Source organism: Peptoclostridium acidaminophilum DSM 3953, assembly GCF_000597865.1.
GTDB lineage: Bacteria > Bacillota > Clostridia > Peptostreptococcales > Peptostreptococcaceae > Peptoclostridium_A > Peptoclostridium_A acidaminophilum.
Window position 1 is genome coordinate 314414 of record NZ_CP007452.1, and the last position, 22689, is coordinate 337102.

Annotated in this window: 18 protein-coding genes; all 18 read left to right on the forward strand. The window is 47.7% G+C overall.

Going from position 1 to position 22689, the window contains the following annotated elements:
- Positions 1 to 15 precede the first annotated feature (15 nt).
- On the forward strand, positions 16 to 1401 hold the full coding sequence (locus EAL2_RS01725) for a V-type ATP synthase subunit B (RefSeq protein WP_025434697.1): 1386 nt from the start codon (positions 16 to 18) through the stop codon (positions 1399 to 1401).
- A 6-nt stretch (positions 1402 to 1407) separates the two neighbouring features.
- Positions 1408 to 2019, forward strand: coding sequence for a V-type ATP synthase subunit D (locus EAL2_RS01730; protein WP_025434698.1), 612 nt, complete (start codon positions 1408 to 1410; stop codon positions 2017 to 2019).
- 76 nt (positions 2020 to 2095) lie between these two features.
- Positions 2096 to 2629: a ribosome hibernation-promoting factor, HPF/YfiA family gene (hpf, locus tag EAL2_RS01735; protein ID WP_025434699.1), complete on the forward strand. Its 534-nt coding sequence runs from the start codon at positions 2096 to 2098 to the stop codon at positions 2627 to 2629.
- A gap of 191 nt (positions 2630 to 2820) precedes the next feature.
- Positions 2821 to 3699 carry a UTP--glucose-1-phosphate uridylyltransferase GalU gene (galU, locus tag EAL2_RS01740; protein WP_038601590.1) on the forward strand — a complete coding sequence of 293 codons (879 nt, stop codon included), beginning with the start codon at positions 2821 to 2823 and terminating at the stop codon, positions 3697 to 3699.
- Between the two features lie 135 nt (positions 3700 to 3834).
- A complete protein-coding gene (locus EAL2_RS01745; protein ID WP_025434701.1) occupies positions 3835 to 4968 on the forward strand; it encodes an efflux RND transporter periplasmic adaptor subunit in 1134 nt (377 codons plus the stop codon).
- A complete protein-coding gene (locus EAL2_RS01750; RefSeq protein ID WP_025434702.1) occupies positions 4968 to 8084 on the forward strand; it encodes an efflux RND transporter permease subunit in 3117 nt (1038 codons plus the stop codon). The genes EAL2_RS01745 and EAL2_RS01750 overlap by 1 nt, the downstream gene beginning before the upstream one ends.
- A gap of 24 nt (positions 8085 to 8108) precedes the next feature.
- On the forward strand, positions 8109 to 9284 hold the full coding sequence (locus EAL2_RS01755; RefSeq protein ID WP_158408872.1) for a TolC family protein: 1176 nt from the start codon (positions 8109 to 8111) through the stop codon (positions 9282 to 9284).
- A 146-nt stretch (positions 9285 to 9430) separates the two neighbouring features.
- Positions 9431 to 11299: an S-layer homology domain-containing protein gene (locus tag EAL2_RS01760; protein WP_025434704.1), complete on the forward strand. Its 1869-nt coding sequence runs from the start codon at positions 9431 to 9433 to the stop codon at positions 11297 to 11299.
- A 165-nt stretch (positions 11300 to 11464) separates the two neighbouring features.
- A complete protein-coding gene (locus tag EAL2_RS01765; protein ID WP_025434705.1) occupies positions 11465 to 12484 on the forward strand; it encodes an HlyD family secretion protein in 1020 nt (339 codons plus the stop codon).
- A gap of 37 nt (positions 12485 to 12521) precedes the next feature.
- A complete protein-coding gene (locus tag EAL2_RS01770) occupies positions 12522 to 14687 on the forward strand; it encodes an ABC transporter permease (protein ID WP_207641143.1) in 2166 nt (721 codons plus the stop codon).
- On the forward strand, positions 14684 to 15166 hold the full coding sequence (locus EAL2_RS01775) for a MarR family winged helix-turn-helix transcriptional regulator (protein ID WP_025434707.1): 483 nt from the start codon (positions 14684 to 14686) through the stop codon (positions 15164 to 15166). The genes EAL2_RS01770 and EAL2_RS01775 overlap by 4 nt, the downstream gene beginning before the upstream one ends.
- Positions 15167 to 15183: 17 nt before the next feature.
- Positions 15184 to 16632 carry a TolC family protein gene (locus EAL2_RS01780; RefSeq protein WP_025434708.1) on the forward strand — a complete coding sequence of 483 codons (1449 nt, stop codon included), beginning with the start codon at positions 15184 to 15186 and terminating at the stop codon, positions 16630 to 16632.
- A 115-nt stretch (positions 16633 to 16747) separates the two neighbouring features.
- Positions 16748 to 17395 (forward strand): fructose-6-phosphate aldolase, encoded by a 648-nt coding sequence (fsa, locus tag EAL2_RS01785; protein WP_025434709.1) that lies wholly within the window; start codon positions 16748 to 16750, stop codon positions 17393 to 17395.
- A gap of 152 nt (positions 17396 to 17547) precedes the next feature.
- A complete protein-coding gene (gene glpX / locus EAL2_RS01790) occupies positions 17548 to 18513 on the forward strand; it encodes a class II fructose-bisphosphatase (protein ID WP_025434710.1) in 966 nt (321 codons plus the stop codon).
- Between the two features lie 378 nt (positions 18514 to 18891).
- Positions 18892 to 20313, forward strand: coding sequence for a transcription termination factor Rho (gene rho / locus EAL2_RS01795; protein ID WP_025434711.1), 1422 nt, complete (start codon positions 18892 to 18894; stop codon positions 20311 to 20313).
- A 124-nt stretch (positions 20314 to 20437) separates the two neighbouring features.
- Complete coding sequence (gene rpmE, locus EAL2_RS01800) at positions 20438 to 20635, forward strand: 50S ribosomal protein L31 (protein ID WP_025434712.1); 198 nt, start codon at positions 20438 to 20440, stop codon at positions 20633 to 20635.
- 336 nt (positions 20636 to 20971) lie between these two features.
- Entirely contained in the window at positions 20972 to 22270 is a 1299-nt protein-coding gene (brnQ, locus tag EAL2_RS01805) for a branched-chain amino acid transport system II carrier protein (protein WP_025434713.1), read from the forward strand.
- 65 nt (positions 22271 to 22335) lie between these two features.
- On the forward strand, positions 22336 to 22605 hold the full coding sequence (locus tag EAL2_RS01810) for a hypothetical protein (protein ID WP_025434714.1): 270 nt from the start codon (positions 22336 to 22338) through the stop codon (positions 22603 to 22605).
- The last annotated feature ends 84 nt before the right edge of the window (positions 22606 to 22689 follow it).

The window sequence follows — 22689 nt, forward strand, 5'->3', positions numbered from 1 at the left end:
GGGGATACTGACATTATGAAAAAGGAATACTTGATGCTAGACAAGATAGAAGGCCCTCTTATTATGCTCTCGGGCATCCAGGGAGTCTCATACGGTGAGATAATAGACATAACAATAGACGGCCAGAAAAAAAGAAGCGGGAAGGTTGTAAAGGTCGACAAGGACGTTGTCATAGCCCAGGTTTTCGAAGGCACCTCAGGCATATCAACAACGAACTCGAGAGTATACTTCACGGGCAAGCCTCTTGAAATAGCGCTCTCCGAGGATGTGCTCGGAAGGGTGTTCGACGGCGTGGGCCGCCCTATAGACGGCGGGCCGCAGATATTCAGCAAGGAAAAGCACAACGTCAACGGCAATCCGATAAACCCGGTTGCCCGCGAATACCCCAGGGACTTCATACAAACGGGCATATCGGCGATAGACTGCATGACTACGCTAATAAGGGGGCAAAAGCTACCCATATTCTCGGGCAACGGACTTTCGCACAACGAGCTTGCGGCCCAGATAGTAAAGCAGGCCAAGGTGGGAACGCAGGGAAACGAGAGCTTTGCCGTGATATTTGCGGCAATGGGAGTAAAGCACGATGACGCCGACTTTTTCAGAAAGACATTCGAGCAGTCCGGAGCGCTCGAGCGGGTTCTAATGTTCATAAACCTGGCGGATGATCCGGTGGTTGAGAGGCTCTCACTTCCAAGGTGCGCGCTTACAGCCGCGGAATATCTGGCATTTGAAAAGGACATGCACATACTAGTAATACTAACTGACATGACAAGCTACTGCGAGGCGCTTAGGGAGATATCGGCGGCGAGGGAGGAGGTCCCATCGAGAAAGGGATACCCGGGCTATCTCTACAGCGACCTTGCCATGCTATACGAAAGGGCGGGCATGATAAAAGGCAAGAAGGGTTCAATAACGCTTCTGCCCATGCTGACTATGCCAAGCGACGACATAACGCATCCCGTGCCGGACCTTACGGGCTATATCACGGAAGGGCAGGTCGTGCTCTCGCGTGACCTGTTCCAGAAGAACATATACCCGCCTATAAACGTGCTGCCGTCGCTTTCAAGGCTCATGAAGGACGGCATAGGGGAAGGCTTCACAAGGGAGGACCACGATGAGATAGCGAACCAGCTGTTTTCACTCTACTCGAGGGTCCAGGATGTAAGGGCGCTGGCCCAGATAATAGGCGAGGAGGAGCTCTCGGAGCTTGACCGGAAATACATGGATTTTGGAAGAAGGTTTGAGGAGGTGTTCCTTGCCCAGGACTTCAACGAGAACAGGGAGATTGGCGAGACTCTCGATATGGGGTGGGAAATTGCAGACATAATGCCTGTAGAGGAGCTCGACAGGCTTAAGCCCGAAACCATCAAAAAATATCTGCCGTCCCAAAAGCAGGGGTGATGACGCATGAATGTACAGACAGCCGCAACCAAAGCGAATCTCATGAGGCTCAAAAGCTCCCTTGAATTTTCGCAAAAGGCCTTCGAGCTTCTCGACAAGAAAAGGAACGTGCTGATACGCGAGATGATGACACTGGTTGACAGGTCAAAGGAGATACAAGCGGAGATAGCTATAGTTTTTTCCGACGCGTACAAGGCGCTTGAGATGGTCAATGTGTCATTTGGCATGGAGTACGTCGAGGATCTTGCCCTTTCGATACAAAAGGACGAGGACTACGAAATACTAATGAAGAGCGTAATGGGAGTAGAGATTCCAAGCGTAAAATATGAAAAGCATCCGGTCACCCCAAACTACGGCTTTTTCAGGACAAACCCGGCCTTTGACATAGCCATAAGAAACTTCAGGCAGGTGAAATATCTGATATACGAGCTGGCGCAGGTTGAAAACTCTGTGTATCGGCTTGCGGTTGAGATAAAAAAGACGCAGCGGAGGGCAAATGCGCTCGAGAACGTTCAGATTCCAAGGTACAAGGCTCAGGCCAAGTATATACAGGAGGTGCTCGAGGAGAAGGACCGCGAGGATTTTTTCAGGCTCAAGAGGATAAAAGGCAAAAAATAAAAGTGTGATTTAAAAAGCATGGCTCGGGGTAACTATTTAATAGGCAACACGAAAGCCACAGAAGGGGGATGTAATTATGAAAGTAACAGTAAGCGGAAAAAACATACAAATAACGGATGCACTACAAAGCTCAGTCGAGTCTAAGCTAAGCAAGTTGGAGAAGTATTTCAACAAGGAGATAGAGGCTACTGCAACGCTTAGCACTCAGAAGAACCTTCAGAAGATAGAAGTTACAATTCCAGTGGACGGTTCAATACTTAGGGGCGAAGAGGTTCAGGAGAACCTTTATGTAGCCATAGACCTTGTTGTTGACAAGCTGGCAAGACAGCTCAGAAAGTACAAGGAAAAGCTTCAAACCAAGGAACACAAGACAATAAGATTTGAAAACATAGAGCCTTACGTTGTTGAGGAAGGCGAGGATGCAAAGGCTGAATCAAAGATAGTAAGAAGAAAGAGAATAGGCCTCAAACCTATGATGGAGGAAGAGGCAGTGCTTCAAATGGAGCTCTCGGGACAAGATTTCTACGTGTTTATCAATGCAGATACTGACGAGACCAACGTGGTTTACAAGCGTAAGGCTGGAAACTACGGGATCATAGAACCAGAATAGAACAACTTCAATAAACAAACGCCATTGAAAGTACTCCCTTAGGAGAAGCGCAAGCTTCTCCTTTTTTCTTTTTTGCAGTGGTTTTTTATGGTATAATTGATGATGGGATAATATGACATTCGGTATACAGATATTCAGCATATAATTGTATAGAAGTGCATCATTGAAGAGAGATTATGGAGGTGCTGTACATGATAAAAAAAGTGAAAAAGGCGGTAATACCTGCTGCCGGCCTTGGAACGAGATTCCTTCCTGCAACTAAGGCTCAGCCAAAGGAGATGCTACCCATAGTTGACAAGCCCACATTGCAATACATTATAGAAGAAGCTGTGAATTCGGGCATTGAGGAGATACTGATAATAACCGGAAGGAATAAAAAAAGCATAGAGGACCACTTCGACAAGTCCGTGGAGCTCGAGCTTGAGCTTGAAAAAAAGGGCAAGGACGACCTTCTCGAGCTTGTAAGAGGCATATCCGATATGGCCAACATCTACTACATAAGGCAGAAGGAGCCGCTGGGACTTGGCCACGCTGTATACTGCGCCAGGAGCTTCATAGGCGATGAGCCTTTTGCGGTGCTTTTGGGAGACGACATTGTCGATGCAAAGACGCCGTGTCTGAAGCAGCTCATAGGAGCATACGATGAGTACGGGACATCCATACTTGGGGTGCAGAGCGTGGCAAGAGAGGATGTAAACAAGTATGGCATAGTTGACGGTTACGAGGTCGGCAAGGGAGCCTATAGGGTAAACAGCCTTGTAGAAAAGCCGGATCCGGCAAATGCGCCTTCGGAGATTGCAATACTTGGAAGATATATAATAACCCCGCAGATATTCGAAATACTAAGGAATACAAAGCCTGGCAAGGGCGGGGAGATACAGCTCACAGACGCTCTCAACGTGCTTGCCAAGGAGTCTAGTATGCACGCTTATGTGTTCGAGGGGAGACGATATGACGTGGGCGACAAGATGGGATACCTCCAGGCCACAATAGATTTTGCGCTCAAAAGGGACGACCTCAGAGCTGGCCTTATGGATTTCATGAAGCAAAAGCTGGAGTGCGGCGTATAGGCAATTCCAGTCAGACAAGCAGCTTGCGGAACGTACTGATAATGACGGAAAATATTGACATTGAGGCGTTTTGGATATAAAATTTATTTTGTACAATCATCCGACTTTCGAGTCGGAAACTGGAGGGTTGAATCCATGAAAATAAGGAAAATTTGTATTCTGATTGCGGCGCTTCTGGCGGCAACAGCAGTTTTCGGAGGCTGCAGCAAGAAAGAGCAGGCATCGTCAGATGCCGACAAGGCAATAAGCGTCCAGGTGGAGCCTGTGCAGGAGAGAGACATAACTTTGACTACGGTCATTTCAGGAAAGATAAGCCCAATCCAGGAAGCTGGGGTTTCGGCAAAGCTGCAGAGCCAGATAGAAAGCGTCAATGTGGAGATAGGCGACTATGTAAGCGCCGGGGACATACTCTTCACGATGGACAGCGACAGCCTCAGGGCTGGTTATCAGCAGGCACAGGCAGCGTACAATTCTTCAAGAGCCGGCTACGAAAAAGCGCAGCAGGCTTCGGCCAATGCCAAGCTCAACCTCGAGAGGAACAGGATGCTGTATGAGCAGGGCGCCATATCAAAACAGGCGTACGAGAATATGCAGCTTCAGGCCATGGATCAGGACCTTGAGATGGCAAGCTACGGCGTGGAGAGCGCTCAGGCGGCAGTCCAAAGCGCTGGCATAATGCTTGACAACGCAGTTGTGCGGGCTCCGATATCGGGCACTGTAGCACTCGTGAATGTTCAAAAGGGCAGCATGCCGCCACAGGGAATGGCGTCTATAGTAATAACGGATTCATCCAGAGTTCAGATGGATGCGACTGTTTCTGAGTATCTAATAAACAAGATAAATAGGGGCGAAGAGCTGGACGTCAGGATAAAGTCAGCATCGTCAAAGCCTTTCAAAGGCAGGATTACGGCCTTGTCTAGTGCAACTGCAAGCGGGTCGATGACGTATCCCATAAAGATAGAGCTTGAAAATCCGCAAGGCATGATAAAGGCCGGCATGTTTGCCGAGGTTGACATAGCCACGGAAGGTGAAAAAAGCGTGCTCAGCGTTCCGTCGGATGCCGTAATTGTAAAAGGCGGAGAAAAGCAGGTGTTTGTCATAGAGGGCGGCGAGGCGAGGTCGAGAAAGGTTGAAACCGGAATCGACGATGGCAAATTTGCAAGGATAATAAGCGGCGTCAAAAAGGGCGAGCAGGTAGCTGTCAAGGGGCAAAACTATCTTGACGACGGTTCAAAAGTCAAAATAAGCGGACAGGAGAGTGCCGAGTAATGAATTTGCCAAGTATGTCCGTAAAAAGGCCTGTCACGACGCTGATGTTCATGCTCATAGCTGTTCTCATTGGAACGGTGTCACTTTTCAAGCTGCCAGTTGATCTCTATCCGGAGCTTGAGGTGCCCGTGGCTATAGTTTCAGTAGACTACAAGGGCGTCGCCCCGCAGGAGATGGAGACGCTTGTCACAAAGCCGCTGGAGCAGTCTTTGGCTACAGTAAGGGATCTGAAGAACATATCATCGTACTCGAGGGAGGGCAACTCGATAATAGTTGTAGAGTTCGAATACGGGACCGACATGGATTTTGCAGCCCTCGAGATGAGGGAGAAGGTGGACATGGTCAAGGGAGCGCTACCGGACGATTCGTCGGCTCCGCTTGTGCTCAAGATTGACCCGAATGCCCAGCCTGTAATCCAGATAGGCGCATCTTCGAACATGGAGACAGGCGAGCTCAAGACTCTGGTAGAGGACGACATTCTTTCGAGATTTGAAAGGCTTGAGGGAGTGGCTTCGGTAGATATCTCCGGAGGAGAGGAGACTGAGGTAAGGATAGAGCTCGACCCGGAAAAACTCTCTGGCTACGGGCTGTCGATTGGCGACATCAGAAATGCTCTGCGATCCGAGAACCTGAACCTGCCGGGTGGAAATGTAAACAACGGGGACAAAGAGCTGCTTGTAAGGACTACAGCCGAATTCAAGAGTGTTGATGAAATAGCTGAGCTGCCCATATCGCTGCGCGGAGACGGCGTTGTAAGGCTTTCAGACATAGCATCGGTCAAGCTCGGCTACAAGGAGCAGACAAGCCTTTCAAGGCTTAACGGGAAAAACAGCATAGGGATATCAATAACAAAGCAGTCAGTTGCAAATACTGTAAATGTTGCAAAGAATGTTCTTGAGGAGCTTTCGCGAGTAACGGAAGATCATCCGGAGATAGAATTTGTTGTCGGCTCGGACCAGTCGGAGTTCATAAACAAGTCAATTGACAACGTGACATCAAATGCTGTGGCCGGTGGGCTGCTGGCTGTCGTAGTGCTATTTTTGTTCCTCAGGAACATCAGGTCAACTTTTATAGTCGGAATAGCTATACCGATATCAATAATTTCAACCTTTGCACTGATGTATTTTACGGGACTTACAATAAATCTGATATCACTTGGCGGATTGGCGCTAGGCATAGGAATGCTGGTGGACAACTCAATAGTTGTACTTGAAAACGTCTACAGGTTCAGGGAACAGGGCTACAGCAAGGGGGAGGCGGCAGTAGCGGGAGCCAGGGAGGTTGGTATGGCAATAACCGCATCTACAATGACTACCATAGCCGTATTCCTTCCAATAGTGTTCGTACAGGGTTTCACAGCTATAATATTCAAGCAGCTCTCTTTCACTGTAGTATTCTCGCTGCTGGCATCGCTTGTAGTGGCGCTTACAGTGGTGCCCATGATGGCATCGCAGGTACTCGAGGTGGGCGAGGTCAAGCAGAGAAGGCACAAGGGGGTTTGCATAGGGAAATTTCTCGACATGTTCTCTAGGCTTATTGACTCTATTGACAGCAAGTACAGCAAGCTGCTTCATTTTGTGCTTTCTCACAGAAAGACTACTGTAATTGCTGCACTTGGAGTGTTTGTGGCATCTGTGATATCCGTCGCGTTTGTAGGCGGAGAGTTCTTTCCCAAGGAGGACCAGGGCCAGTTTACCGTCACAATAGAGACGCCTTTTGGCACAAGCCTTGAGGACTCGGACGCATATGTGCAAAGGATTGAGGAGATAGTCGAGGGAATACCGGAAAGGGAGAAGGTATTCTCAAACGTTGGCTCTACAGAGGGTTTCAGCCTCACAGCATCCAACTCTTCAACGGTAAACGTAATGCTTGTAAATCAAAAGGACAGGAAGAGGTCGACAGAGGAAATTGTTGAGGATGTAAGGGAAAAGGCGCAGGGCATAGCCGGAGCCAAGATTACTGTAACTGAGGCTTCCAGCATGGGAATGGGACCAACAGGCTCGGCGATAGAAATAGAAATAAGGGGTGACGACATAGACACCCTGAAGGCAATAGGGGCGGATATTGAAGAGATAGTCAAAAAAGTTCCGGGTACGGCCGAGGTTTCAAGCAGCACCAAGGAGGGAGACCCTGAGGTCAGGGTTTCGATCGATCGAAACCGTGCATCACATTACGGGATAACCGCAAGCGAGGCGGCAAGCGCGCTCGAGGCATCTGTGGAAGGCGTCAAGGCCACGACCCTCAAAACAGGCAGCGATGAGATTGACGTCAACGTGTCCATGAACGACAGGGTGAAAGACTCTGTTGAAAACATGAAGCAGATACTCATAAGCTCGAATTCAGGCACTTCGGTGGCGCTTGGCCAGATTGCGGACATAGACTACGGCAATTCGCCAACCCAGATAACAAGGATCAACCAGACCAGGACTGTCAGCGTGGGCTCGCAGCTTAGCGGAAGGGATCTTAAGTCGGTGACTGACGAGATAGAATCAAAACTGAGCGGCTACCAGCTGCCAGCCGGGTACAGCTACGAGTTCAAGGGGCAGCAGCAGGATATGATGGAGGCCTTTTCGAGCCTTTTCCTTGCCCTGTTGCTCTCTATAGTCATTGTCTACATGATACTGGCATCGCAGTTTGAATCGCTGATTCACCCGCTTACAGTAATGCTTTCGGTGCCGTTTGCGCTCTCGGGAGGATTCCTGGCGCTGTTCCTGACTGGAAGGGCGCTTTCGGTTCCGGCTTTCATAGGCGTAATCATGCTCTCGGGAATAGTCGTAAACAACGCCATAGTACTTGTGGACTATATAAACCAGCTAAGAAGCAGGGGGATGGACAGGCAGGATGCCGTTGTCAAGGCAGGCTTTACAAGATTCAGGCCGATACTGATGACCACTATGACTACTCTGCTTGGACTGCTGCCGCTTGCCCTGGGAATAGGCGAGGGAGCCGCTACTCAGGCGCCTATGGCGACAGTAGTAATTGGCGGCCTTGCGCTTTCGACACTGCTGACGCTTGCGTTCATTCCGGTGGTATATACAATATTCGATGACTGGACAGTAAAAATTAGAAGCTTTGCAGAAAAAGTGGGTATAATAAGAGACAGAAAAGGGGTGTAGGATATTATGATATTGTCAAAACGAATGAAACGAAGCGTAATAGCTCTTGTGGCAGGATTTCTCGTGCTGGCTTCGAGCATAATGACATATGCGCAGGAGACGCCTGCTGCAGAAGTAGCTGCCACTGAAGCAACTGAAGCAACTGAAGCTACTACAGAAGTAGCTAAGCCTGTGCAGCTTTCGCTTGAAAAAGCCATAGAAGATGCGCTTAAGAATTCGAGCGCAGTAGAAATTGCTGATCTCGAGCTTGAGACAAAAACTGTTGAGCTTTCGCAGGCAAAAAGAAGCGAGTCGAGGTATTCAGACCGTGACTCTGCTACATACATGTATCTAAGCGGAACGGTAGAAGGCTTCCAGCTCGACAAGAAGGTCAGCTCGACAGCGGCGACCTACGCGCTTGAAGAAGAGAAGATAAAGAGGGAAAAGAGCATAGAGGACATAAAATACAATGCTACAAGGGCTTACTACGGGGTTATGAGCGCAAAGGGCGCGCTGGACGCTGCTACTGACAATCTCGACAACACAAAGAGGAGCCTTGAAATAGTAAGCAAGAAGTACGAGCTTGGCGTGGTTTCAAAGTCGGACCTTATAATAGCCCAGCTTTCGCTCGATGAGGCAGTTTCAACCATGGAAAATGCCCAAAACGCCTATCAGAACGCTGTTATGGGACTTAACCTTGTTATGAGCTATCCTCTCCAGACTGAGCTTGTCCTTACAAGCCCATACAGCATGGCCACGTTCTCGGCCAACGTCGAGGAGGACATAAAGGCCGCATTCGAAAAAAGGCTGGACGTCAAGAGCGCGCAGCATGGGGCGCAGCTGGCCCAGCTTGACTTTGAAGCTAACAAGATAGTCTATACTCCAAACACCTATGTGTACAGGGTGAAGGAACTTGCCCTCAAGAAAGCCCAAAAGGCGCTTGATAGCATGAAGCTCTCGGTGGAGTTTGGCATAAGGGGCAAATACAACGACATTAGCACTAACCTTAGAAACATAGACCTCAAGAAGGCCAAGCTTGAAAAGGCCAAGGAACAGCTCCGACTTACCGAGCTTTCTTATGATGCCGGATACAAGACTATACTCGATGTCAGACAGGCAAGAAACATACTATATTATGCCCAGATTGACTATGATGGAGAGATAGCAGCATACAGCCTTTCGGTGCTTGACTACAACAAGGCGGTAAGCATAGGTGACTAGCGGCTGAATTGATTTTGTTTTGGCAATAGAGTATAATCAAAGCAAGTCAACTATGCAAGAAGTCGCTGCGCAAGCTTTTTCAAAAGCAGGGCCGCGACAGTCAAAAGTGACAGAACAGCAAATTATTATTTTGCGGGAGGTCAGTTATGAGAGATTGGATGAAAAGAGCGGTGGCCATAGCAATAGCCGTGATATTTGTGTTAAGTACTATAATGGTTTCGTTCGGAGCCGAAATGAGCGACGTTTCAAGCCACTGGTCGAAGGCATACGTTAATGAGATGGTAAACAAGGGAATAATCACAGGCTATACTGACGGCACATTCAAGCCTGAAGCGCCTGTAAGCAGGCTCGAGGCAATAGTTATGATATCAAGGCTTTACTCATCTGCCGAGATTGACAGCGTTTATGCAAGCTCAAAAGCATTGTACGAGGCGGATTTCAAAAAATATGCAATACCTGCATGGGCGCAAAAATCACTCGTATTTACGATGCAAAAAGGCCTGGTTCCAAGCAGCATACTTACGAATGTGATGAGCGGAGACAAGCAGCTTGAGGCAAAACGCTACGAGATTCCAGTATACCTTGGCAGGGCGCTTGGCTTTAGCGACGACAGCAAGGTTTATGTTCTGGATTTCGAGGACGCAGACAAGATACCAAAGAGCGCGCTTCCATACATAGGCTATATGGCGGACAAGAAGATTGTAAGCGGCCAGACAAACTATCCAAGCACGAGCGTTCTATTCAACTCTTACGGTATAGTAAAAAGAGGCGAGATGGCAAAAATGCTAAAGCTCACCGCAGACATAATGGGAACACCGAGCCAGCCTGTTGTAGCGCCAACAGACGAGGCCGTCATATCAATCAAGGGCACTGTGTACTCGGTGTCTCAAAGCAACGGCAGCATAACGCTAATAGTTGAAAATTCAGCTGGCACAAAGCTTACTTTCAAGAATACATCAAGCGCGGTAGCCGTAACCAAGGTTTCGAGCGCAGTCAGCATTTCCGACATAGCAAGCGGAATGGAAGTAGAGCTTGAGGTTTCGGGAGACAAGCTGTATTCGGTGGAAATAAAGGAAAGCAGCACAAGCAGCTCAAACCTGGAGGGTTACTTCCAAAAAACATACTTCAAGCTTGAAAGCGACGGCTCGAACAGGGCTTATGTAGTAATAGAGGTCGACGGCAGTGACAAGGAATATCCCGTAGGCACTAATATAAAGGTTACTCTCGACGGCAAGGCGTCAAATGTGTACAGCCTCAGCGCGGACGACAAGGTATCCTTCGAGGTTGCAAGCGGAGCGGTGACTGAAGTCGAGGCATTCTCCAAGAGCGGAAGCGCATCAGGATATGTCAAAAAGATAGATTCAAACGGCAAGTACATGATAATCACAGACAAGAAGGACGATGATGTGGACTACAGATTTAACATCGACTCCAAGGCCGATGTTGAAAGAAACGGCGAAGATGCCGAGCTTTCAGACGTCAGAGTGGGGGATGATGTAACACTTTCGCTCAAGTATGCTGTGATAACGGCCATAGATGCCGAGAGTGTTACGAGTAAGGTTACGGGCGTGCTCAAGGAAATAGTTATCTCCGGAGAGCCAAAGGTGACCATACAGGACGAGGACAAGAAGCTAGTGACATACCAGCTTTCACCTGAGTTTGAGGTGGAGATCGACGGCAAGAGCGCAGGACTTTACGATCTTAGGCTCAACTACGAGCTTGTGCTAAGGCTTGAGACAGACATAGTAAAGACTATAGAGGCTGACGATCAGGTTGTAATATCAACCATAACAGGCGAAATAGAGAGCATAAGCACAAGTGACGATACAATAAAGCTGACAGACAGCTCTACAAAGAAAACCGTATATGTAAGATACACATCTAATACGACACTGGAAGATTATGACGGAGACACTCTCAGAGAGAGCGGCTTCAGCAGGGGCGACATAATATCAGTAATAGGTACGGACAACGTTGGCTCCTTCAGCGCCGACAGGATAATAAAGATTAAATAAATGAAATGAGATGAAGACAAAAAGACAGAGGGACGGTTCTCTTGGCTCACGAGCCAAGAGAACCGTCCCTCTGTCTTTTTGCATGTGAATTTAGTTAACATATTTACAAATATGCCATCCGGGAATATAATTAACATGTAAACAATTTGGCGGGAGGTATGAAATATGAAAATGAAGAAGGTGTTTGCGCTGCTGCTTGCAATGGCTATGATATTTCCGATGAGCGGCTGCTCGGGCGCGAATGTTAAAAAGGACAGTGAGCTACATGGCACTATAGAGGCTGTGGAGGTCGACATAAACTCCAAGATACCAGGCAGGGTAGCTGAGCTGCTCGTGGAGGAAGGAGACGAGGTTAAAAAGGGAGACGTCATTGCGATAATAGATTCCGACGAGCTTGTAGCCAAGAAAAACCAGATGCAGGCTCAGGCTGATGCTGCGCTGAGCCAGTACAACGCTGCGCTGAGCCAGGTGGACGCGGCGAACGCCCAAGTCGAAAAGGCGCAAAACGGAGCCAGGAGGCAGGAAGTCGCAAAGGCGCAGGCGGCTGTGGACTTCGTGCAGCAGACCTATGAAAGGGTAGAGAGGCTCTATGAAAAAGGCGCGGTCTCCAGGCAAAAAAGGGACGAGGTCAAGCTGCAGCTCGATGTGGCCAGGCAGGATCTTGACATGGCGCTCGAGGGGGCCCGCTCGGAGGACATAAGCGGAGCGCAGGCCATGGCGGCATCGGCAATGAATATGGCATCGGCTGCAAAGGCAAAATATGACCAGGCGCAGGCAGGCTTGGACGAAGTTATGGCCTACATCGACGATACTACAATCGAATCTCCGATAGACGGCACGGTGACTACTGTCGCTGTAAACGCAGGTGAACTCGTGTCAACGGGAATGAGCATTGCTGTTGTAAGCGACACAAGTGACATGTGGCTTGTAGTCGACGTAGAAGAGACAAAGGTTGAAAAGGTTAAAGAAGGCGACTATGCGCAGGTGCAGGTGCTGGCATTATCGGGCAAACAGCTTGAGGCCAAGGTCGTCAGCATAAACAAGAATCCTGATTTTGCAGTCAAGAAGGGCACCGACGAATCCGGCAACTACGACATCATCTCATACGGAGTCAAGCTAAAGCTCGAGGGAGCGGCTGAGGGCATAAGGCCGGGGATGAGCGCCAAAATAAAATTCAAGGAATAGGCGGTGCGCAAGTGTGGAATGGCTGAAAAGAAGGTATATGGACTTTGTGATGGTCCTGCTGATACCAGTTATAGTCACAGCGGCGCTGTGCGTCATGTTCCAGGACAGGACGATAAAGGAGATTCCAACCGCCGTATATCTGGGTGACAACAGTTCTCTTTCAAGAAAGATAGTGGGGCATTTTGACGATTCCGAGACGTTCGACATCAGATATTATACTTCGAGTCCCTACGAGATTGAGGAGCTCATTGAAAAAGGTGATGTCAATTTCGGGCTTGTGATTCCGGATAATTTCGAGCGTGACATAAAAAGCCAAAAGCAGACTAGGGTGCTGACTGTCATAGACGCCAGCAGGCTTGCAATAGCATCGGCGGCTAAGATAAAGTCCTTCGAGATACTTATGAGCGTGAAGGCAGGGGCGCTAGTGCAGCTTCTGCAGGCAAAGCTTTCGCTCAATTCTCAGCAGGCGCTTCATACGGCACTTGCAGTGGACATAAAAAGCAGGCTGCTCTACAATGAGTTGAGGGACTACAAGTCGTTTCTCATGCCGGGGATTATGGCCGGCATACTCCAGTCAGGCCTTGCAATGGCTGCAGCCGCGAGCCGAAGAAGGGAAATGGAGGGTCCAAGAGAGGTGCTCTTTCGGATAGGCTATTATTGGGCGCTTGGTTTTTCGTCTCTTGTTATAAACATAGCGATGCTGGTAATTGTATTCGGAGTGCCGCTGCGCGGAAGCGCAGGTGCTGCAATTGCCTTGTCGGCTGCATTTGCTCTGTGCGTGTCGGCTATGGGGATTGCAATATCGTGCGTTGTAAAAAACAGCCTGACGTGCGCTCAGGCTGCGGCTGTGCTGTTTCTTCCCAACACGATGCTTTCGGGATACACTTGGCCGCTTGGAGCCATGCCGCAGGCATATGAGACTGCAGGCAGGTTCATACCGTATACAAGGTACGCCGAGAGCCTGAGGGACATAATGATAAAAGGCGCGTCGCAGAGCCTGAACTTAGATATTGTATATATACTGTTGGCTGCATGCGCGGCGCTGGCAGCAGCCCTTCTTTTTGCAATTAAAAAGCCGCAGGGCTTATCGGGCAAGCTTGAAATTGACACGACAAAGCGAAGCATAGCAATACTTACGGCTGGGCCTATATTCTTCACGCTGCTGTTTGGCGGAATATATCTAAATGACTACTACAATTCCATACCTTTTGCAGTGAGCGACAATGACAATTCCCAACTATCAAGGATGGTAGTATCGCAGTTCGAAAGGAGTGAGAAATACGAGCTTGTCGGTTATGCGGATTCGCCGGCAGAGCTAAAGACAATGCTGGATGCGAAAAAGGCCCATATAGGGCTGTATATACCGGCGGGTTTTGAAAAGGATGTCAAAGCGCTCAAATCGCCAACTGCCGCTGTTATAGTTGACGGCTCGAATATAGCCGTGGCTAACAACGCTCAGGCCAAGGCGAGCGAGATATTATCGACCATAAGCGCAGCTGGGAGCATAAAGGCCATGGAGGCTAAGGGATTCATGCCTGAAACAGCACTGAACCTGGCAAAGGTCATAAACATAGAATCAAGGAATCTGTACGATCCCAAGCTGACATACAAGATGTACATGATGCCGGGTTTCATAATAATACTGGTGCAGCAGCTTTTCATGTCGGCGCTGACTCCAAAGCTCCTGGATCGGAGCAGGATTTCATTCAATGCCGCAGGCTTCTCTCTGCTTGGAGCCCTTGTATACTCGCTGTGCATGCTCGTTGGCAGGCATGCGCTGGGAATGGATTTTACGGGCAGCATAGCCGTTGCGTCTTTTTACGTGTTTTTGATGCTAATTGCGCTCAGCGGAGTCGCAGCGATAATAGCGTTCTCACTTGGGGACGCCCTGAGGGCCACGCAGCTTTGCATGATGCTTTCAATGCCGACTTTTCTGACGGCAGGATACGTGTGGCCGCTTGAGCAGTTCAATCCTGCGCTAAGAGCCATCGTCGGAGCTGTATGGCCGGCAATGTATGCGGTGTCGCCTATAAGGGACGTGCTTGTGAAAAATGTGCCGCTTGGCCAGTTCAAAGGGGAACTCTTGTCGCTTCTGGCATTCGGGATCGCGTGGGGCGCGGCGGGCTATTACGTGTCAAAAAGGACGGGTCATATAAAAAAAAGATCAGCCGGCGGGGCCGGCAGTGACGGAGGTGCAGCGTGAATAAAAAGGAGCTTTCAGATTTTCTAGAGGCTTACGATTTCATAGAGGACATGTCAGGCAAGACAATAGTCAACCTGATAAAGACTACTGCCATAATGAGGGCTGTGTACGACGAGCTTTTCCAGAAGCACTCGATTTCAGAGCCGAAATTCCTGGTGCTGCTGCTTCTCTCGCAGGAGCCTGAAGGCATGCCATTCAGCGAGATTGGAAGGAAGCTGCTCGTATCAAGGGCCAACATGACGGGTCTCATAGAGCGCATGATGAAGGAAGGCCTTGTGGAAAAAATCCTGAATCCATCAGACAAGAGGTCGACGAAGGCCCTGCTAACGCAGAAGGGGCGCAAGCTATTTGAAGGCGTAAAGGATGACCACATAGAGTTCAGCAGGAGGATGACTGCGGGTATAGGCGATGATGAGAAGGAACTGCTGAGCAAACTCCTTAAGAAGTTGCAAAATGACATAGTCGATTCGTTCGAATAGATGCGGAGGTGTTTTGTTTGAATTTAAAAAGAAAAATATGCGGCCTTATGATGGCTGCGATCATGATGGCTTCAAACTGTGGCGCTGGGGTTTATGCAAGTGGGCAGGAGGCAGACGGAGCCGCCGGGAAGGAGAAGGTTCTAAGCATAGACGTTGAGCAGGCTATAGAACTGGCAATGCAAAACAACATGGACCTAAAATCGTTAGATGTAGATGTAAGGTCAGCTGCGCTTTCAAGGGAAATGGCGGAAAGGGCTGAGAAAAAGCTCAGCGACGGGAAAAACAGGCTCAGCGATGCATCTGAAAGCATCGGGGCCCTTGAACAGCTTGCAGGAAAGCTGCCTGAAGGTGTAAAGCTCGGGGACATTGCGGGCAGCAATGCTGCAGTGGCCGGCCTTTTAGAGGAACATCCGGAGTTTTCCGGGCTCGACAAGGCGGGACTTGAAAAAAATGTCATAAATCCAGCCAGAGATGCGATTGAATCAGGAGACGTTAAACTGGAGCTCGGCATAGCGGATGTCAATGAGTCTATAAAGGACAAGCTCGACATCACGGCGTCCAGATATCTTTCCATGAGCTCATCTACAAAGCTCCTTACCACAATGGCGCAGCTCCAGGAAAGCGTAACGGGATCGGGCTACAAGATAGCAGGGAAAAGCGTTGCGCTGCTAACGAGAAAGAGGTATTACGATGTGCTTAAGGCCAGCAGGATTGAGGAGATAAAACGACTGGCGCTCGAGAGGGCCAAGAGGCAATATGAGATGGCCAGGGCATCATATGAGGAGGGGATGAAGGCAAAGGATGACATGCTGCTCTCGAGGGTGCAGCTCAATCTCTTAAGCGCAGCGTATACGAAATCGCAAATGGACAGGAAAAATGCCGAAATCGAGCTTAAGAGAGTCATGAATATTGACATGGCAACAAGCCTCAGGCTCATAGAGGACTTTTCGACAGACCCGCTGCAGGCTGACCTGAATGCCGGGCTTGCCCAGGGGCTTGAAAAGAGGATAGAGATGCAAAAGCTAATGGCGCAGTACGTGGTGGACAAGCTTAATTTTGAGCTGACAAGGGGGCCCTACCCTGAAAACACCTACCAGTACAAGGAAGCGAAAGTAAAGCTCGAAAAGGCCCAGGCCGAGCTTGAAAAGGGCCAGGTGGATACGAGCGCTCAGATAAGGCAGTCGTATGAGAGCCTTGTATGTGCAGCCCAGATGCTCGAGTACACCGGCGGCATAGTCGAGGATGCCAGAGAGTCTCTGGCGATAGCGCAGCTAAGATACGAGGAGGGGTACTCGTTTGAAACCTCGGGCATAAAATCATCGGGGCTTTCGGATTTTGCGGGTACAATAGTAGAGGTTATAGCAGCCCAGGAGAGGCTCGCGGACGTTGAGGAAAAGACCGTAGATATAATATACAGCTATAACCTTGCAAAGGACAAGTACCTAAACGATATAGGGACATATTAGGCTTATGATAAATAAAAAAACCGCCATTTGGCGGTTTTTTTGGCATTGAAGAAGAATTTGGGTATATAATTATAGATATAACAAAAACATATATATATTGCTGGGGGGATAAGAAATGATATTTTTCATCGATACTGCGAATGTAGACGAGATAAGGGAAGTCAACTCTTGGGGGGTTCTTGACGGGGTGACGACAAATCCGACGCTTGTGGCAAAAGAAGGCAGGGATTTCCAGGAGGTAATCAAGGAAATAACCTCGATAGTGGACGGGCCTGTATCGGCAGAGGTGATATCGCTAAAGGCCGAAGGGATGATAGAGGAGGCCAGAGAGCTTTCAAAGATACACAGCAACGTAGTTATCAAGGTGCCTATGACAGATGAGGGACTAAAGGCTGTAAAGGTGCTTTCGAAAGAGGGCATAAAGATAAATGTGACACTTGTGTTTTCGGCAAACCAGGCGCTGCTTGCGGCGAAGGCGGGAGCTTCGTATGTAAGCCCATTTGTGGGAAGACTTGACGATGTGGGCAACAGGGGCATGGACGTAATAGAGGACATAGTGAGGATATTCGACACATACGGCATAGATACGCAGGTCATAGCGGCAAGCATAAGACATCCGCAGCACGTTACTGAGGCGGCTCTTGCGGGCTCACATATTGCAACAGTGCCATACGGCGTATTCAAGAACATGCTGAAGCATCCGCTTACTGACACGGGAATAGAAAGATTCCTGGCAGACTGGGAAAAAGCTACGCAGAAATAATTATTTTCATAAAATATGATGCCTGCAAAAGAAATTGTATATCCCAATATATAATATCTGCTATAATATTGTAGTGCGTTTTGAAACTAGTGGAGAATAATTAGCCATTTGCATGAATGCTTGACAATAGATGAGTATCGGGAGTGATGAGCTTGGATAGAAACCTTGGAATAAACCTTGTAAGAGTTACCGAAGCGGCAGCGCTTGGAGCTGCAAAACACTTTGGAAAGGGAGACAAGAATCTGGCCGATCAGGCTGCTGTCGACAGGATGAGAACTATGTTCGACAGCATAGACATAAGCGGTGTAGTTGTAATAGGAGAAGGTGAGCTTGACGAGGCTCCTATGCTATATATCGGCGAAGAGATAGGCATGAGGAGAGATGGCAGCCTTGAGGTGGACATAGCTGTAGATCCTGTTGACGGCACAAGCTGCGTTGCAAAAGGGCTTCCGGGTTCGATTTCTGTTGTGGCAATGGGACCAAGAGGGACTCTGCTCAACGCTCCTGACATGTATATGGATAAGATTGCGGTGGGTCCAAAGGGCAGGGGTCTTGTGCAGCTTGATCTTCCTGTAAAGGAGAATGTCAAGAGGCTGGCTCAGGTTTTGGGCAAATCAATAGAGGACATAACAGTCACAACGATAGACAGGGAAAGAAGCCTGGGAGTTATAACGGAATGCAGAAGCATGGGCTGCAGGGTGAGGCTTTTCGATTCGGGAGACATAGAGGCTGCAATAGCCACTTGTTTTGAGGATACAGGCATAGATCTTATGATGTGTATAGGAGGCGCTCCTGAAGGAGTTATATCCGCGGCTGCGATAAAGTGTCTCGGAGGGGATTTCCAGGGAAGGCTTATGCCGTACACTGAAGAAGAGAGTGCAAGATGCTACACAATGGGGCTTGATGTTGAAAAGCTGCTTACAATAGATGATCTTGCATCTGGAAACGAGGTTTATTTTGCAGCTACCGGAATATCTGACGGCAGCCTGCTTAAGGGCGTGAAATTCTACGGAGAAAGTGCGAGGACGCAGTCTGTAGTTATGAGAAGCGCTACCGGCACAATAAGATTTATAGATGCCGTGCACAGGCTTGAGAAGAAGCCTGGATACGCAAAGTAAACAGCATAATATTTCAAATGGATATTAAATCAGCCGGACATGCCCTGAACTTAGGGCGTATCCGGCTTGAAAAAAGCTTGGAGCCGGCAATGATTTGCTTCAGCGTTTATGCAATTATTTGAACAAAGTTTAGACTTCCTGTGAAGCGCAATTCAAGTATCAACTCTTAATACATTCTCTTCTGTTTTAATTCTTGTATTATGATCTTGCATATACCCAAATCGCTCTATTTGCATGAAGACTTAAAAACAAATAAATATTGATTACATAAGATATGGATGACATATAAGCTGGTATATTTTGCTGTGGATTCATATAATTATTTTATTTATATATTTTTATATATTTTTTTGATTTATAGATTTTGGAGGTGCAGTTTTGGACAGAGATGAACTTGTAAGCAAGAAGCTTTCCGACCTTAAGGAAATCGCAAAAAAACTTGGCATAAAGTCGGTGGCAAAATATAAAAAAGAAGAAATCGTAGATATGATACTTGCAGCCGAGGAAATAAACGACGAGGCAGAGGTGCTCATACAGGAAGTGGGCGCAGAGGCTACAGACGTAGAGGACGGAGTGCTTGACGAAATTGAAGGCTATGTGCTTGAAGTTAAAGAGGAGACCATAGAGCCTGTAGTTGAAGTCTCCGAAAAACCCATAGTTGAAGCTCGCGTCGAGGAAGTTGTAAACGTTGTGGAAGATATTGCTCAAGGCGTGCTAGAGATATTGCCGGACGGCTATGGCTTCCTGAGAGGCTCGAATTACCTTTCAACAACACATGATGTCTACATATCGCCATCACAGATAAGAAGATTCAACATGAAGACGGGAGACAGAATTACGGGCATAACAAGGCCTCCAAAGAGCGGTGAAAAATTCAGGGCGTTGCTTTATGTGAAAAAAATAAACGACGAGAATCCGGAAACAGCAGTTAGAAGGCCTTCATTTGACAAGCTGACGCCCATATATCCTCAAAGCAGGATAACGCTTGAGAACAAGTCATCACAGCTGGCAACAAGGCTAATAGACCTCATAGCCCCTCTGGGCAAAGGGCAAAGGGGCCTTATAGTGGCTCCGCCAAAGGCAGGCAAGACTACTCTTCTTAAAAGTGTCGCAAACAGCCTTGCAAGCAACTATCCCGAAATACATCTGATAGTGCTGCTTGTGGACGAGAGACCTGAAGAGGTAACTGACATGCAAGAGTCTATAGACGGTGAGGTTATATACTCTACATTTGACGAATTGCCGTCGCATCATATAAAGGTGGCGGAGATGGTGCTGAGCAGGGCGAAAAGACTTGTTGAGCACGGCAAGGATGTCGTCATACTTCTAGACAGCATAACAAGGCTTGCAAGGGCCTACAACCTTACAATACCTCCTACGGGAAGGACGCTTTCCGGAGGACTTGATCCGGGGGCTCTGCACGGACCAAAGCGTTTCTTTGGAGCAGCCAGAAACCTAAGGGAGGGAGGCTCTCTTACGATACTTGCAACAGCGCTTGTTGAGACGGGCTCGAGAATGGACGATGTTATATTCGAGGAGTTCAAGGGCACGGGAAACATGGAGATACACCTCGACAGAAAGCTGGCAGAAAAGAGGATATTCCCTGCCATAGACATATACAAGTCAGGCACAAGGCGAGAGGAGCTTTTGCTTTCGCAGGAGGAGCTGGGCGCCGTCTGGAAAATCAGAAGGGCCATGAGCAACGGAGCATCCCATGATGTCACTGAAAAGGTGGTCAATGCTCTTGTAAAGACAAGGGATAACAAGGAATTCGTGAATCAGATAAACAAGACGGTATAAAAGGCAAAAAATACTTGATGTTGAGAACTTATTGTGCTAGAATAAAGAAGTTGAATATCGACCATATATTTTCCTAGAAGGAAATAACATAGGAAAGAGAAATTTTAAGGAAGAGGTGATACTGATGAAAAAAGATATACATCCAGATTTCAAAGTTGTAAAGGTTCACTGTGCTTGTGGAAACACTTTCGAGGCAGGTTCTACAAACGATGAAATAAAAGTGGAAATGTGTTCTGAATGCCATCCTTTCTATACAGGAAAGAGCAAGGCTATAGAAAAAGGCGGAAGAGTCGAGAGATTCAATAAGAAATTCAACCTATAAGAAAAACATTCGAAGAGAGCTTGTAAAGCTCTCTTTTTATTTTTTGAAGATTTCCCAATTGTCGATAATTTGAAAAAATTCGAATTCTTTTTACTATTACGACTAAAACGTAAGCGGTTCAACTCGAAAAAAAAGTGTGCTATAATGAACCGACAATTTAATTTGTTTGAAAAATCACAATAGTATTCAAATTGAGCTCTAGAGTGCACTCATCAAGAAACAAGGTTTACCAGGTGGAAATGTATTTAATATTACATAGGACTTACGATCTTCAAGCAAACGTTTCCACAAAGTCATCATTACAATGTTCATATCAGACATCAGGAGGTATTATCAATGAAGAAGAACCAGACAAAAGACTTTTTTGTGCTAGGCCTTGCCCTGTTTGCAATGTTTTTCGGCGCGGGCAACCTAATATTCCCACCGGCTCTTGGTCTTGCATCGGGAGACAAGTGGCTGGCGTGTGCCATAGGATTTTTCCTTACTGGCATAGGAATGCCTATACTTGGAGTGCTTGCCGTTTCCAAGGCGGGTGGAACAATAGACGACCTTGCAAGCAAGGTTAATCCGACTTTCAGCAAGATTCTTGGAACAATAATAATACTTGCAATAGGTCCGCTGCTTGCGATACCAAGAACGGGCGCTACAGTTTATGAAATGGGAATAAAGCCCCTTTTTCCGGGATTCAGCCCTATACTAGTATCAATAATCTACTTTTCGATAACGCTTTTCTTTGTAATAAAGCCATCTGGAATCATAGACAGCATAGGAAAAATACTTACGCCTGCACTTTTGGTTATAATACTTTCCATAATAGTGAAAGGCATAGCAGATCCAATGGGTGCCCCGGCGAATACGGGAGTAGCAAATTCGTTCTCGAAGGGCTTCACTGAAGGGTACCAGACGATGGACGCTCTTGCTTCAATTGTATTTGGCGGGATAATGATGCTGTCACTTGCGCAAAAGGGATATGAAGACAAGAAGGAGCAGGTGGCAGTTGCGATGAAGGCCGGCGTAGTTGCGGGCATAGGCCTTGCGGTTGTGTACGGCGGACTTCTCTATCTTGGAGCCACTGCAAGCTCAAGCCTTCCTCAGGACATGGCGAGAACAGACCTTATAGTTGCAATAACGCAAAATGTGTTTGGCAGCATAGGCACAATTGGAATAGCTCTTGCAGTTTCACTTGCATGCCTTACAACTTCCATAGGTCTTACTGCTACAGTAGGAAACTATTTTGAGGAGCTGACAAGCGGCAAGTTTTCATATAAGATGATAGTAATAGCAACTGTAGTGTTCAGTGCCGTGTTTGCTAACGTGGGAGTCGAAAACATAGTCAAGTTCGCGGTTCCGCTGCTTGTTACTGTATATCCGGTTGCAATAGTGCTTATACTCATGAGCCTTTTCGACAACATGATAAAAAACAAAGCGGCATACACGGGAGCAGTATACGGAGCTCTTGTAGTAAGCCTTATAGACGGAGTGTCTGCAATGGGTGTCAACACTGAATTTATATCAAGCTTCATAAAGATGCTTCCTCTTTCAGGAGCGGGCTTTGCATGGGCGCTGCCTGCATTAATAGGAGCTGTAATAACATCAATGGTTATGAAAAGCAAGGAAGAGGGCAGCGCGCTTTAATTCCGCAAACATGACACATAATGAGTGCACATTGTCTTTCTTTATATGAAAGAAAGGATTAGCTTATGAAATTCTACATGGATGAAGCTCTGGGTCCCAGATTTGTCGTATTCCACTATATTATCAAATGGTATATAGATACTTTCGGGCTGCTTTCATACATGTGCGCAGTCGTAGGAAGCATCACCGCTCTTTTTGCATATGCGATATATGTAAATATGCAAAAAGGGGAAAAGGACAGGGCTATGCTGATACTCATGCTGGCTGTCATAGTGTCCGGAGGGCTGGTAGGCTTGGGTATAGACATGTCAAATGGTTATATGCCCATCAAGTGACGACAAAAATACAGCTGAAATAGAAATTCAAATCAAAAAACTCCCACATCGTGTGGAGTTTTTTGATTTTTGGCGCATTTTTCA

Excerpts from the sequence above, each read along its gene's own strand:
- EAL2_RS01750 (WP_025434702.1), top strand. The coding sequence starts at position 4,968 with ATGAATTTGCCAAGTATGTCCGTAAAAAGGCCTGTCACGACGCTGATG.
- EAL2_RS01755 (WP_158408872.1), top strand. The coding sequence starts at position 8,109 with ATGAAACGAAGCGTAATAGCTCTTGTGGCAGGATTTCTCGTGCTGGCT.
- galU (WP_038601590.1), top strand. The coding sequence starts at position 2,821 with ATGATAAAAAAAGTGAAAAAGGCGGTAATACCTGCTGCCGGCCTTGGA.
- fsa (WP_025434709.1), top strand. The coding sequence starts at position 16,748 with ATGATATTTTTCATCGATACTGCGAATGTAGACGAGATAAGGGAAGTC.
- rpmE (WP_025434712.1), top strand. The coding sequence starts at position 20,438 with ATGAAAAAAGATATACATCCAGATTTCAAAGTTGTAAAGGTTCACTGT.
- EAL2_RS01810 (WP_025434714.1), top strand. The coding sequence starts at position 22,336 with ATGAAATTCTACATGGATGAAGCTCTGGGTCCCAGATTTGTCGTATTC.
- hpf (WP_025434699.1), top strand. The coding sequence starts at position 2,096 with ATGAAAGTAACAGTAAGCGGAAAAAACATACAAATAACGGATGCACTA.
- EAL2_RS01725 (WP_025434697.1), top strand. The coding sequence starts at position 16 with ATGAAAAAGGAATACTTGATGCTAGACAAGATAGAAGGCCCTCTTATT.
- EAL2_RS01765 (WP_025434705.1), top strand. The coding sequence starts at position 11,465 with ATGAAAATGAAGAAGGTGTTTGCGCTGCTGCTTGCAATGGCTATGATA.
- EAL2_RS01770 (WP_207641143.1), top strand. The coding sequence starts at position 12,522 with ATGGACTTTGTGATGGTCCTGCTGATACCAGTTATAGTCACAGCGGCG.
- brnQ (WP_025434713.1), top strand. The coding sequence starts at position 20,972 with ATGAAGAAGAACCAGACAAAAGACTTTTTTGTGCTAGGCCTTGCCCTG.
- EAL2_RS01730 (WP_025434698.1), top strand. The coding sequence starts at position 1,408 with ATGAATGTACAGACAGCCGCAACCAAAGCGAATCTCATGAGGCTCAAA.
- EAL2_RS01760 (WP_025434704.1), top strand. The coding sequence starts at position 9,431 with ATGAGAGATTGGATGAAAAGAGCGGTGGCCATAGCAATAGCCGTGATA.
- EAL2_RS01745 (WP_025434701.1), top strand. The coding sequence starts at position 3,835 with ATGAAAATAAGGAAAATTTGTATTCTGATTGCGGCGCTTCTGGCGGCA.